This is a genomic window from Deinococcus humi, assembly GCF_014201875.1.
Classification (GTDB): domain Bacteria; phylum Deinococcota; class Deinococci; order Deinococcales; family Deinococcaceae; genus Deinococcus; species Deinococcus humi.
The window spans coordinates 117,241-129,989 of record NZ_JACHFL010000009.1 but is presented as its reverse complement, the minus strand read 5'-3'; the positions used below and the strand labels follow the sequence as shown (position 1 = coordinate 129,989).

The 12,749-nt window shown below is 63.8% G+C and carries 13 protein-coding genes; 4 read left to right on the top strand and 9 right to left on the bottom strand.

The features are described from left to right. Positions 1-14 precede the first annotated feature (14 nt). From HNQ08_RS16405 to mqnE, 6 genes are all read right to left on the bottom strand, one after another. Complete coding sequence (locus tag HNQ08_RS16405; protein WP_184134436.1) at positions 15-683, bottom strand: hypothetical protein; 669 nt, start codon at positions 681-683, stop codon at positions 15-17. Further along, positions 680-2,080: a nicotinate phosphoribosyltransferase gene (locus tag HNQ08_RS16400; RefSeq protein ID WP_184134433.1), complete on the bottom strand. Its 1,401-nt coding sequence runs from the start codon at positions 2,078-2,080 to the stop codon at positions 680-682. Before HNQ08_RS16400 ends, HNQ08_RS16405 begins: the two co-directional genes overlap by 4 nt. Positions 2,081-2,487: 407 nt before the next feature. Beyond that, positions 2,488-3,228 carry an enoyl-CoA hydratase-related protein gene (locus HNQ08_RS16395; protein WP_184134431.1) on the bottom strand — a complete coding sequence of 247 codons (741 nt, stop codon included), beginning with the start codon at positions 3,226-3,228 and terminating at the stop codon, positions 2,488-2,490. A 272-nt stretch (positions 3,229-3,500) separates the two neighbouring features. Beyond that, positions 3,501-4,346, bottom strand: a complete 846-nt coding sequence (locus HNQ08_RS16390; RefSeq protein ID WP_184134428.1) for a menaquinone biosynthetic enzyme MqnA/MqnD family protein — start codon at positions 4,344-4,346, stop codon at positions 3,501-3,503. 43 nt (positions 4,347-4,389) lie between these two features. Further along, entirely contained in the window at positions 4,390-4,749 is a 360-nt protein-coding gene (locus HNQ08_RS16385; protein WP_229790148.1) for a nuclear transport factor 2 family protein, read from the bottom strand. Positions 4,750-4,790: 41 nt separating this feature from the next. Then, on the bottom strand, positions 4,791-5,921 hold the full coding sequence (mqnE, locus tag HNQ08_RS16380) for an aminofutalosine synthase MqnE (RefSeq protein WP_184134425.1): 1,131 nt from the start codon (positions 5,919-5,921) through the stop codon (positions 4,791-4,793). Positions 5,922-6,005: 84 nt separating this feature from the next. On the opposite strand from mqnE, the gene HNQ08_RS16375 reads away from it, so the two are divergent. After that, positions 6,006-6,626 carry a DUF1684 domain-containing protein gene (locus HNQ08_RS16375; protein WP_184134422.1) on the top strand — a complete coding sequence of 207 codons (621 nt, stop codon included), beginning with the start codon at positions 6,006-6,008 and terminating at the stop codon, positions 6,624-6,626. Between the two features lies 1 nt (position 6,627). Here HNQ08_RS16375 and HNQ08_RS16370 read toward each other — a convergent pair whose 3' ends face one another. Together HNQ08_RS16370 and HNQ08_RS16365 are read right to left on the bottom strand one after the other, a co-directional pair. After that, entirely contained in the window at positions 6,628-7,995 is a 1,368-nt protein-coding gene (locus HNQ08_RS16370) for a TldD/PmbA family protein (protein WP_229790149.1), read from the bottom strand. Beyond that, positions 7,992-9,431, bottom strand: a complete 1,440-nt coding sequence (locus HNQ08_RS16365) for a TldD/PmbA family protein (RefSeq protein ID WP_184134420.1) — start codon at positions 9,429-9,431, stop codon at positions 7,992-7,994. The genes HNQ08_RS16370 and HNQ08_RS16365 overlap by 4 nt, the downstream gene beginning before the upstream one ends. 170 nt (positions 9,432-9,601) lie before the next feature. On the opposite strand from HNQ08_RS16365, the gene HNQ08_RS16360 reads away from it, so the two are divergent. Genes HNQ08_RS16360 through HNQ08_RS16350 form a run of 3 tightly spaced genes read left to right on the top strand, consistent with a single transcriptional unit; the run spans position 9,602 to position 11,807 of the window. Beyond that, positions 9,602-9,973 (top strand): DUF3006 family protein, encoded by a 372-nt coding sequence (locus tag HNQ08_RS16360; RefSeq protein ID WP_229790150.1) that lies wholly within the window; start codon positions 9,602-9,604, stop codon positions 9,971-9,973. Beyond that, positions 9,970-11,016 (top strand): ComEC/Rec2 family competence protein, encoded by a 1,047-nt coding sequence (locus HNQ08_RS16355; RefSeq protein ID WP_184134418.1) that lies wholly within the window; start codon positions 9,970-9,972, stop codon positions 11,014-11,016. The genes HNQ08_RS16360 and HNQ08_RS16355 overlap by 4 nt, the downstream gene beginning before the upstream one ends. 59 nt (positions 11,017-11,075) lie before the next feature. Further along, complete coding sequence (locus tag HNQ08_RS16350) at positions 11,076-11,807, top strand: hypothetical protein (protein ID WP_184134415.1); 732 nt, start codon at positions 11,076-11,078, stop codon at positions 11,805-11,807. Here HNQ08_RS16350 and HNQ08_RS16345 read toward each other — a convergent pair. Beyond that, complete coding sequence (locus tag HNQ08_RS16345; RefSeq protein ID WP_184134414.1) at positions 11,804-12,715, bottom strand: RluA family pseudouridine synthase; 912 nt, start codon at positions 12,713-12,715, stop codon at positions 11,804-11,806. The genes HNQ08_RS16350 and HNQ08_RS16345 overlap by 4 nt on opposite strands. Positions 12,716-12,749: the final 34 nt, after the last annotated feature.

Below are 12,749 nucleotides of genomic sequence, written 5' to 3'. Positions count from 1 at the left end.
TCCGCTAACACCAGTCATATGTCATCCTCACCAAACTGGCTGAGGCTGGCCACCTGCCGAGCGAGACTGGTCAGTTTCCAGGCGAAACCAGATCCAGAACGACTCGGCGTCGGTCTCCAATCGCCTTCTTGATTAGTCAGGTTTTCCTTGCTGAGAAGACCAAGTTGCTCAAGCCCCAACAATGCAGAGACAAACTCTTGGCGCGTGAGGCCGGCGACAGAAACCTGCGTGTCTACTGGAATAAAGTCGTCATACGGGTTGATCGGATCAAGAATTTGAAAATAGGCGACGAAGACCGTCATTTCACGATCCGACATGCCCTCGATAATTCTCAAAGTCTGAAAGCGATCCAGTCGGGGCGAAGGGAAGCTTAGAGAACATCCGGCCAGCGCTCGCGCGATGAAATGCAGTTTGTCCTCTGACTCTGCGACTTCTGCTGCTCTCAAGGCCTGTATCACGTTGGCGGCAAAGGCTTCGGATTTGATGTACTCGCGGTCCAGAACCAGTTTCCCAGCTTCAATCTTTCGATTCAGCAGATTGACTTCGTAACGCAGCGCCCCTTCAAATTGCTCCATCTTGCGCTGGCTGGCGGCAATATAAAGACCTTGAAGCAGTGTGGCCGGAATATTGACACCGGGTATAGTCGTCAGGATTGGCAGGACACGTTCAAGCTGCTTGCTCACCCTCGCCCCCGCACAGCCTCCAAGCTCTCCCGCACCAGCAACTCCCCATCCCTGTAGACCGTCCGCATCAACGAGCCGGGGAAGTCGGTGTCGAAGGTGTAATAGGCGCGGGTGGTCATGCGGCCATTTTCCATGACCAGATCGAGCACACCGTCCTTGCTGCGTTTGCCGGGATCGGTTACAGGGTCCTTGTAGATGCCCCGGTACGCACCGTCGATCACGCCCGCGCTGGCCTTGTAGGCGAAGCGCTGGGTGTCGCGGTCTACCTTTTGCAACAGCGCGCCGCCCATACCAAAGCTGACGTTCTCGGCGGAGAAACCGTCGATCAGCAGGTTCTGCAGAATCTGGGTGATGGTCACCTCGTCGATGCCGTCGCCCTGAATCACGCGCACATGGTTGAGCACCTGATAGCCCTTCTTGTTGACCGTGGTCCCGAACTTGGCAGCCAGGGCACGCACGGCCAGCCGGACCATCGCAGGCGGTTCGCCGCTGTCGGGCCGCACCACCAGCGTGCCGCCGCTATCGATCACCAGTTGCCGCAGGGTTTCACCCCAGTGGGTGTTGATGGCGTACTTCAGGTCGTAGCTGTCGCTGACCACGGCGTAGAGGCTACCCGGCTTGCCGAACTGCGTGACCATGTTGCGGTAGGCGTCTACCTCATGCTCCTTGCCCCAACTGGTGATCGTGCTGTGCTCGGCGGCGGGGATCGAGAAACCCGCGATGTCGGTGTCGTAGTGGTTGCGCGCCACACGCAGGGCTTCCAGGGTGTCGCTGCCCTGAAAGTTGACCAGATGCGCCAGCGCCCCCAAGCCCGCGCTCTCGCGGCTGGACACCCCGCGGCTGCCGAAGTCGTGCAGCTTGAAGGGCAGTTCCGCCTCGGGGGTGTCGCAGGTCTGCTCCAGCGCCTTGCCGATGATCTGACGAATATGCCAGCTCTGCGTGCAGACCGTGACCGGGTACCACACCCGCATCAGCATGGTCTCGAACCAGCCCACCAGCCAGGGCAACTCGGGATCGGTGTTGGTCACGCTCATCAGCACGTTGTGGATGGGGACGAGGGTCCCTTCCGGGACGGCCCTCACTTCCAGCGGAAGTTTGCCACCGTGGACATTGACCACGCGCATCCAGCCGTCGTAGGGGAAGGGTTCGCCGTGTGCCTCGATCAGATCTCTGGCCTCGTCCACCATCTCTGCTGTGATGCGGCGTGTCAGGTAACGGTCCAGAATGTACTGCAGTCCGAAAAAGCGGGTGACCGGATAGCGCCCGCCGCGCGATTCCAGGTATGAGAACAGCCGCGTGGTGCCGGGCGGGTACTGCAAGAAGTGGCTGCTCTTGTAGCTGTCGGTGTCCAGAATCAGATTGTCGTCGCTCAGGTGGGGGAGGGCGGTGCGGGTCATGGTGAGCCTCCTGTGGTTCTGCTCTATAATCTCATAATTATAAATCAAACTATGAGTAATATGAGATAAGCGATATTGTCTGTTCCAAAATGTGTTTGTAAACAGCCGTTGAAGCAGGCGATTTCTCCACAGATGGCATTGATGCTGCTGCCAGCTCTCCGGCACCTTTGAAATATTGAGCTGGCGTGATGGCTTTAATACGTCATGTATTGAGAGTGAGAAGACCTGTCTAAATCAAAAAGTTTGACTGGTGTTGCGCGTCTCGCAGTTCACCAGCAGGCCGAGCCCAGGGTGATGGGCTGTCCAGAATGCTTGATAGCTCGGGCAACGTATTTCGCGGACTACCCCCCAATGCTGGCAGCAAGGAGGCCACAGGGAAATGCCTGTGGCCCCGGTTCCTTGCCAACTTACTTTTTCAGCGCGTTCTGCAGGCCGTCCAGCGTCATGTGCCGCGCGTTCCACTCCACGGCGTTGCTCAGGCTCTCGGCGTGCGGCAGGTCATCGGTCAGGGCGCGTTTGGTGCCTTCCAGCGCCTTGGGCGATAGGGCGACGAGCTGGGCGGCCAGTTCGTCGGCCCTGGCGAACAGGTCATCCGGGGTGTCCATGACCTCGGTCACCAGCCCCCAGATCTCGGCGGTCTCAGCATCAATGGCTTCCCCAGTCAGCGCCAGATGCGCCGTGCGCCCGCGTCCGATCAGGTGCGGCAGGCGTTGTAGACCGCCCAGATCGGCGGCGATCCCCAGCTTCACTTCTGGCAGGCTGAATCGGGCGTCGCTGCTGCAGATGCGGATGTCCGCACCGCTGATCAGCTCCAGCCCCGCGCCGATGCACCACCCGTGCACGGCGGCGATCACTGGAATCGGCAGCGCGGCCAGTCCCTCGGTGACCGCGTGCATCGTGTCCACCACGGCCCTGAATCCGGCCACGTCGCCCAGGACCGGTCCAATCTGAGCCGCGTTAGTTTTCACATCCAGGCCCGCGCTAAAGATCTTCTCGCCACGCACGATCAACACGCGCGCGTCCCCCAGCTCGGCCAGGGCCTGCGGCATCTCGCGCCAGAAGTCCGGCCCCATGCTGCCCATCTTGGCGCTCAGGGTCAGGGTGGCCACCTCGCCCTGCCGTGAGAGGCGAACGGTTTGATAGGTCATGCCCGCCAGTGTAACGCCTTCACTTGGACCCGGTCTAAAACCAGCTGAGCTTGACTTCTTTATCCCAATGATTTATATTTGTTTTTCTGGCTTGAGAAAGCCATGCTGTGCAATCCACGATGTACATATGCACTTGAGGGCGACGTCCACCTCCGGGAACCTTAAAAACGGACGTGCGAACAAAGGAGCGGGAGAAGACCCGTGAGCTTTGAACTTCAGCAAAGGGAGCCAATAGAGGTTCCCTTTTTGCGTGGCTTGCAGAGCCGTTCCAGTCAGCCCGCTTCACCGGGCCTTCTGCCGAAGCAGAGCTGTGCGTGGTCCGGCACCGCTTTGGCGGCAAATTCCTGTAAACCCAGCCGGTCTGGCGCTTCCAGGTGGTAGCGAAAGTTCCACAGATAGTGTTGCACCACCCGTTCAGGCAGTCCCAGCTGGGCCGCGTGCCGCCCGGCCACGTCTGCTAGATGTCCAATGCCTTCCCGGCGGGCCACGCGCATGGCCTGCACCAGCTCGGGTGGGGGGGGACGGTCCTTGCGGTAGGCCCATACGGCGAACACGAAGGGGTGGCCGGTCAGGCGGAACCAATCCTCGGCCAGATCGGTGACGGTCACGCCGCGCCCACTGTCCGGCAACATGGTCATGGTGCGCTCTGTGGTCAGCGGCCCAACGACGCGGTACCACTCGCGCAGGGCGCTGTCACCAATTCGCAGCACGCCGTCATACCCATCCGCGAGCAGCTCCTCCGCCTCGCCCTCGGCGCGTTCCAGGGTGGGGGAGAGGCCGCGCTCACGCAGCAGCACCTCCAGCAGCGCCACGCTCATGGCCGACTGGGCAGTCAGGGCGATCCGGCGCAGCTCGTCCAGCGGGCGGGTGTGGAACAGGTTGACCGAGTAAACCGGCCCCAGCACACTGACGCTGAAATCGGGCAGGGCTTCGAGGACATCGGCGTGGCGGATAAATTCCACCGCGCTGATATTGGCGATGTCTACCTCGCCCGACAGCAGCGCGGCGTTCATCTGGGTCGGCACGCCCGTGATGGCCGTGACGCCCGGGGGCAACGTCAGCGAATCGAGGATCGGGGCAACGTTGGTGAAGTGGATCCATCCGGCGCGGTAGGTCATGGGCAGCTCCAGAGAAAAATGTGGCGCGCTGCTTCGGCGTGTGTCATGGCACCACCTGCACGCTCACCGCTTGCCATTCGCCCTCCCGCCGGGCGTACACCCGCAGGAAGCTCTGGATCCGCTTGCCGTCGGCGTACAGCGTGCCGCGCGTGATGGCCGTGTCGCCGAAGACGCGTGAAGCATGGCGCTCGAAGACCAGGGTGGCGGCTGGGTTGCGTGCCATACCCTCCAGGGCATCCCGTTTGAAAACCACCTGCCCGTCCGGGAAGAAGGCCAGCCAGTCGGCGGCGAGCACCTGCGCCATCTCCTGCGGGCTGCGGCGGTGGTAGGCGGCGTTCCAGCGGTCATCGAGGAGCAGCACCGCATCGAGGTCAGCCTGGGAGGTGTCATTGAGCGGCAGCACGGCGATGCTCCCAGCCTACTGGATAACCGGACGGCACCGCGTTAATCGGCGGCCTCGGCCTCAGTCCTGGGGAAGGTCTGCAACTCGTTGTAATAGGCGTCGCGCAACACAGGCGTGCGTCCGGCGTGCTGGATCATGCGGATCATGCCCGCCTCGGACAACGCCATAGGGCTGGTGGCCCCCGCCGCGTGGGCGATGTGCTCCTCCTGAATGGTGCCGTCAATGTCGGACACGCCCCAGTCCAGGGAGACCTGCGTCAACTCGCTGCCGATCATCACCCAGTAGCCCTTGACGTGCGGGAAATTGTCCAGATAGATGCGCGCCACGGCCAGATTTCGCAGGTCGTCCAGTCCGGTGGTGAAGTCGGTCTTGCCCAGATTCTGCGCCAGCGTGTTGCCCAGCGGCTGGAAGGCCAGGGGAATGAAGGCGTGGAACCCACCTGTCTCGTCCTGCACCTTCCGCAGCCTGTCCATGTGGTCCAGGCGCTCCTCGAGCGTTTCGATGTGGCCGTAGAGCATGGTGGCGTTGGTCCGCATCCCCAGGCTGTGGGCCTCGCGGTGAATCTGGAGCCACTTCTCGGCCTTGACCTTGTTCTTCGCCACCTGCTGGCGGACCCGGTCCGCAAAGATCTCTGCGCCGCCCCCCGGCATGGCGCTCAGGCCCGCGTCCTTCAGTTCGCGCAGCACTTCCAGCGTGGGCTTCTTGCTGATCTTGGCCAGGTGTTCAATCTCGGCGGCGGTAAACGCCTTGACCTGCAAGTCCGGGAACGCCTCGCGCAGCCCGCGCACCATCGCGGGGTAGTACTCCCACTTGTGGTTGGGGTGGTGGCCGCTGCTCATGTGAAGCTCGGTGATGCCGGGCAGGTAGCGGCGGCGCACCTGTTCCACCACCTGCTCGGGGCTGTAGTCCCAGGCCCGCTCCTCATTCTTGTGTGCGGCGAAGGCGCAGAAAGTGCAGCCCACGTAGCAGATGTTGGTGAATTCCAGGCGCATCGAATGGACGAAGAACACCTTATCGCCGTGCAGGCGCTCCTTTCGCAGGTTCGCCAGCCGCATCAGCGCGTTCAGGTCACGGGTGTGGAACAGGCGCAGGCCGTCCTCGAAACTCAGACGCTCACCTGCCTCTACCTTGTCCACGACGTCGCTTAAGGTCTGGTCACGGAGCCACTTCATAGAGGTGAGGATACGCCCAGGGCCAGCCCGAAAGTGTCCCTTTTGCCCGGTCAGAGGGCCATCAAGAGCGCGTAGGATATCGGCATGTCTTCCGACGCATCCAAGGCCTGGCTCGATCTCCTTGACTGGCGGCGTGAGGCCAGCGCGCTGTACGCCCGTGTCCGGGACGAGTTGCCACGTGACCCGGGGGCGGCCCATCAACATTGGCAGACGGGGCGCAACGCGCTGTTCAAACACCATGCCCAGTCCCCGCTGGACGCGGCGGCACGAGCATCATTCACGCAACTGCCGTGCTGGCCGTACGAGCCGGCGCTGGCGTTCACCGCACGGGTGGACGTTGCCGTACCGCAGGAACGCCTGACGGTCGCGTCCTCCACCGGACAGGCCATGCCCCTGGTCCGCTTCGGGAGCGTGGTGCTGCCGATAGGGACGCTCGACGTGTACTGGATCGACGTGTACGGTGGCGGCGTATTCCTGCCGTTCCGGGATGCCACCAGCGGTGGGCAGAGTTATGGCGGCGGGCGCTACCTGCTGGACACCGCCAAGAGCGCGGATCTGGGCCGTACGGCGTCCGGCGAACTGGTGCTGGACTTCAATTTCGCCTTCCACCCGTCCTGCTTTTACGACCCGCGCTGGAGCTGCCCGCTCGCGCCGCCACAAAACGTGCTGAGCGGCCCGGTGCGGGCAGGCGAACGGGCCTTCTGACTCAGCTGCCGCCGATGCCCAGCGCCCCCACGCGCACGGCGGGTGCCCCGGCAGAATAGTTGGACCACTCAATCTCGTCGCCGACGGCCTCGATGCCTGCCAGCAGTTCCAGGAAGTTCCCCGCCACGGTGAACACTTCCAGCGGGTGCTGCTCGGCACCGTTCTCGAACCAGAAGCCCTCCGCCTCCAGACTGAAATCGCCGGTAATGGGGTTGGCGCCCGCGTGACCGCCCGATACACCCGTGACGCGCACCCCAGTCAGGCCGCCGGTCAACCCTGCGGCGGGCGTGTTTCCGGCCAGCAGCATCAGGTTGCTGGGGCCGACGCTCACGGTGCCCTGGTAGCCGTGGCGGCTGGCGTGGCCGGTGCTGACGGTGCCAGCGCGGGCCGCGGTGTCCTGATTGTGCATGAAGGCGCTCAGGCGTCCGCCGTCCACCAGGGTCAGCGGGGCGCTGGGGCAGCCCTCGGCGTCGAAGGCGCGTGAACTCAGGCCGCGCGGCAGGGTGGCGTCGTCCACCAGCGTGACCAGTGGGCTGGCGATGGTTTCGCCCAGGCGGCCCGCCAGCGGCGATTTGCCCTCCTCGACCATGCGCCCACTGAAGATCGGCGAGAACAGCATCAGCACCTCGGCCAGGCACTCACCGCTAAAGACAGCGGGGAAGGTCCCGCTGGGCGCGGGCCTGGCCCCCAGCAGCCGGGTGGCCTTTTCCACCGCGCTGAGCGCGGTGCGGGTGGGATCGAGTTCAGTGAATTCGCGGGTGAACTGCCAGTCGCCGCTCATCTTGGTCTGCCCGTCCTCACTGACCAGTGGGTAGACGTACTGCATGGCATACAGCTGCGCGTCTGTGCGCTCCAGCCCCTCGGTGTTGGCGATCAGGGCGTGAATGTCGCCGTCCTGGTAGCCGCCGTAGGGAATGGTGGTCACGCGCGGATCGGCTTCCTTCGCCGCCGATTCCAGCGCCAGAGCCACCCCCACTTTCTGCTCCACACTCACGCCGCTCAGGCCCTCGCCGTACAGGTCCAGCGCAGGTGGCTCACCCCAGGCCACCAGCGCCGCGCCGCGTTCAGGATGGACCAGCTGAGCATTTTCCACGGCGCTGTCCAGCGCGCGGTCGAGCGCTGCGGGTGAGAGGTTCTCGCTGAAGCTGTAACCCCACGCCCCACCCACCAGGGCGCGCAGGCCGACCCCCTGACGGTTGGCCAGCTTGAACTGACTGACCTCGCCGCCGAAGGCCTGGACGCTGGTGCTGCTCTGGCGCTGGGCAAAGACTTCCAGGGCCACGCCCCGTTCCCCGGCACGTTCCAGCAGGTAGGTGCGGGCGGCCTCAATGCTCAGTTGCTCGGTGCTTCCCAGTTCCATTCGGGTCATGCGCGGCCTCCCACGGTAATCTCGCTGATCAGGATGTGCGGCTGGCCCACGTCGGTGGGAATGCTGCCCGAGATGCTGCCACACATGCCCTGGCCCAGCGACAGATCGTTCGCCACGCCGACAATGTTCTTCAGATCCTGTGCGCCGTTGCCCACCAGCGAGGCTCCCTTAATCGGCTCGGCCACCTCGCCGTCACGGATCATGTAGGCCTCGTTCACCGCGAAGTTGTAGTCGCCGGTGCCGGGCGTGACGCTGCCGCCGCCCATCGTGCGGGCGTAGATGCCGTGCGTCACCTGTCGGATCAGCTCATCGGGGGTGGCCTCGCCGTTGTCGATAAAGGTGCTCCGCATGCGGCTGGCCGGGGCGAAGGTGTAATCCTGCCGCCGCCCGCTGCCGGTGCGGGCATAGCCGGTTTTCAGCGCACCAACCTTATCGACAATGAACGACTTCAGCACCCCCTTGTCGATCAGAACCGTGCGTTGGGACGGCATGCCCTCGTCATCCACGTTCACCATGCCCCAGGAGCCGCCGATGGTGCCGTCGTCAATGGCCGTGACCGATTCGTGGGCGATGGGCTGGCCCATCTGCCCGGCAAAGACACTGGCATTCTTCTCCACCCCCGTCGTTTCCAGGCTGTGGCCGCAGGCCTCGTGGAAGATCACGCCGCCGAACTCGTTGCCGATCACCACCGGCAGCTTTCCAGCAGGGGCATAGGTGGCCCGCAGCATGGCGTTGGCGATCCTGGCCGCCTCCGCGCCAATGCTCTCGGGCGTGACCGTCTCAAAGAATTCCAGGCCCTGACCCGCACCGGGGCCGTAATATCCGTTTTCGCGGAAGGTGCCGTCCTGGGCAATCGCGTTCACCACCAGGCGGCTCCAGACCCGCTCGTCCTCGGCCCACAGTCCGTCGGAATTGGCGATCAGCACGCGCTGGACACGGTCCAGGTAGGTCACGTCTACTGTCTTGACGTCACCCACGCCCGCGGCCGCGCCGTGCGCCCGGCGCATCAGGGCCAGTTTCTCGCGGCGCTGAACCCCCAGGGGATGTTCGCGGGCCACGTACAGCGGTTTGACCTCTACCTTGCGAAAATCTAGGCCGCCTGCGCCGTCCCGGCCCACCTCTCCCGAATCCGCCCTGCCTTGCCCCAACCCGGCGCGTGAGACTGAATCGGCCAGTTCACGCAGCCCGCTTGCCGTCACGTCGTTGGTGTAGGCGTAGACCACCCGCGTGCCGTACAGCAGCCGCACGCCCGCGCCGAACAGATTGCCGCCCCCGGCGTCCTTGACCTCGCCCTGGTGCAGGCGCAACGTTGTGTTCACGGTGTCTTCGACAAACAGTTCGGAAAAGTCGGCCCCACCCGCGCGGGCCAGGGTCAGCACCTCGGCGGCCAGATGGGAGTCGAGAAGCTGGGGGGTGGTCAATGACGGTGCGGTCATGAATTCTCCTGGAGTGGAATGTGGATTGGCGACTGAACCCTTCTACTTTGGCGCCAACCCGGAAGAAAGTGAAGCGGAAATGTAAGGGGAAGGGTGGGCTAGGCCAGATCACCTAGCCCCGTCGGCTGGGCGGTCAGGTTTATGCGTGGGCGGAGCGCTACGCTGTGGGGGTGAAGAAAGAGGCGCATCACCCTCACGCCCTGCCCGAGCACGTCGCGGAGCTTCCGGTGGCGGAAGGCCAGACGGGAGAAGGTCAGCCCCCCGAACACTGGACCGTAGACGGCATCGAAGACAGCCCGCAGGGGCCGCTGGCCCGGCTGGAACGGGGGGACGGCATGACGTTCGATCTGCCGCTGCGGATGCTGCCGGAAGGTCTGCGCGAGGGTGATCTGCTGGGTGTGCACGACGGGCCCGACGGCGTGACGGTTCGCCTTCTGCTCGCCGAGACCATGGAGCGTCACGAGACCGCGCAGGCACAGCTGGACGCCCTCAACAGCGCTGAATCTGAGGTGCAGGACGAGGACGGAGAGATCACGGTATGAGCGAGAAAGGTTCAGGGAAGAAAGCAGCCGGGAAAAAGGCGCCGGAAAAAGCAGAAAAAAAGCGGCCTGAGAAAAAAGCGACCGCGAAGAAAGCGGCGAGCAGAAAGCCGGGCCCTCAGAGCCGCAAGCCTGCCGCCCGTAAGCCCTCCCGCGCCGGGCGCCGGCGTGGCCCCAGCCCGGCGGATATCGCGGGCCTGGTCGTGCTGGCGCTGACCGTCTCGCTGGCGGCCTGCAACGGCATGACCGGCAAGGGCAAGGAAAAGGCCAGTGCAGAGACGGCCCCCGAGGGCCAGGTCACCGTGCGTTTTCTGGATGTGGGTCAGGGCGACGCCGTGCTGGTCCGCAGTCCCGAGGGCAAGACCATGCTGATCGACGGTGGGCGCAGCACCGTGCTGATGGAACAGCAGATGAAGACCTACGGCATCGACAAGATCGATGTGATGGTGGCAACCCATGCAGACGCGGACCATATCGCCGGATTGGTCACGGCGGCCTCGGCCAAACCGACGCTGTTCATCAACAACGGGCTGGGCGGCAGCACCAAGACCTGGGAACGGCTGGTGTCCGCCCTGCAGGCCCAGAAGACCACGTTCAGAAAGGCCAGCAACCAGATCATCAACCTGGGCAGCGTCAAGGTGCAGGTGATCGCACCGCCGCCCAATATGGGGAGCGATCAGAACGACAACAGTGTGGGCGTGGCCCTGCAATTTGGCGACTTCCGCGCCCTGATGACGGGCGACAGCGAACGCAAGGAAACGGCGGCGTGGTTGGAACAGGACCGTGCCGAGATCGCCGGCCCCTTCCAGGTGTACAAGAGCATTCATCACGGCGCGGCCAATGGCGACAATCCGGCGTGGCTGGCCGTGGTGCGCCCGCAGAACGTGGTCATCAGCGTGGGCGAGAACAACTACGGCCACCCCACGAAGACGGCCCTGGACCTGTACAAGCAAAATGGCGTCCGCATCTACCGCACCGATCAGAACGGTACGGTGACCTTCACGGGCAACGCAGATGGGACGTACACGGTCAACACGCAGCGGTAAGGGAGGGGCAGAGGAAGATTTGCGGCAACAGCCAAAAATTACCGTGCTGTAATTGGGCTATGTTCCGTTCCTCCCTGTTCGCTGCCCTGGTCCTGATTCTGTCGGGTAGCCAAGCGCTTTGTCTTCAAATTGCGCCAAAATTGCCTGTCACTGACGCCGATTTCACCAACGCGTTGGCAAAGCCTCCGACGAGCGGACCGCTGGGGCTGACGCCGAAACTTCAGGGCAGAACTGAAGACTGGTCCATCCCTACCCCCCGTCCTGTGTTCATGGACGTGAACCGGAATACGGTCATCGGAACGATTGACGGCAGTGGGAAGTATGACATCACATTGTCCGCGCACCCGCCTAAGGAAGAGCAAACAACCTTGAAACAACTGATCCAGAAGTTCAACGGCTACGGGGAGGGTGATTGCTCGGTGGACACACTGGTTATCAGTGCGCCGGATGCCATGGCTGCAAAGCTCTGGCTGTACGTTCCACGTGAGGTTCCGGCAGCCGACGCCAAGCCTGAATCAGTGTTCTCCTCTCTCTTCACTATTGATTTTGAATTGTTCCCGGAGTATTTCAATACCATAGAAACGACGGTCTATTCCAGCGTTGCCGCCACGGCCAAAGGTGAATTGTCCTGCAAGGATCGGGACAAGCGTTATCACCTGTTCGTCAATATTTCTTTCTCTCCAGGCTGGAATACAACCACAGTTCTGTATGGCGAGGCGCGCAAGATCGGCGGCGAGACCGTTCAGAAACTGCTCCTCAAGGGTGGCCTGGGGAGAAGCGGCCTGGACTAACCCGCGTTCAGTTCGGCGGGAACTGTGGCCTCAAGCGTCATCTTCTGAGCGGTGCTCGGATGGACAAACCCCAGCCGGTGCGCGTGCAGCAGGTAGCCGCCGTCCCCTGGCAGCCCTGGCAGATCGGCCAGCGGAAGCCCGCCCACCCCGTACAACGGATCGCCCACCAGCGGATGCCCGATGGCGGCCAGATGAATGCGAATCTGGTGAGGACGGCCCGTGTGGATGTCCACCTCAAAGAGGGTCTGACCGTCCCGCCGCGCCAGCACCCGCGCGAAGGACCGTGACCCCTTACCGTCTGGGCTGGCCGCGTAGACCTCCCCCAGTCTCGGATGCGGCACCAGGCCAATGGGCGTGCTGATTTCGGACTCGTCCTGCCGGGCTATGCCCTGGGCGAGGGCGCGGTAGGTCTTCTCAATCCGTCCCTCGCGCCAGTCCCGCGACAGGGCCGCCCCCGCCGCTGCCGTCTGCGAGAACAGGACCAGGCCGGACGTGCCGCGTCCCAGCCGGTGCAGCGGCGACGCCTCCGGCCACCGCTGTCGGACCAGGGTCAGCAGCGTGTGATTCAGAAAACCGCCTGCCGGAACGGTGGGGAGCCCGGAGGGTTTGGAGACGGCCAGCACGGCCTCATCCTGATACAGCACCTCGAAATGCAGCGGCACGGCGTCTTCAGGCCAGGGTGGGCGGTTCCAGATCAGCGTCTGACCGGCCCGCAGGGTCTCTGAACCCTGGGCGGCGACGCCTCCGAGCACGACTTCGCCGCGCTCCAGCCGCGCCTGCCACTCCCCAGGGCTGGAATGACCGTAGCGCCCCGCCAGATACGCCAGTACCGTCAGGCCCGCGCCCCGTGGACCGACGCGCTCGGTGTAGGCGTAGCCGTCATTGAGCGTGGGGGACGGGGCGGGCATGGCGGCTACAGTCTGGCATCCGCGGCGGCCCCTT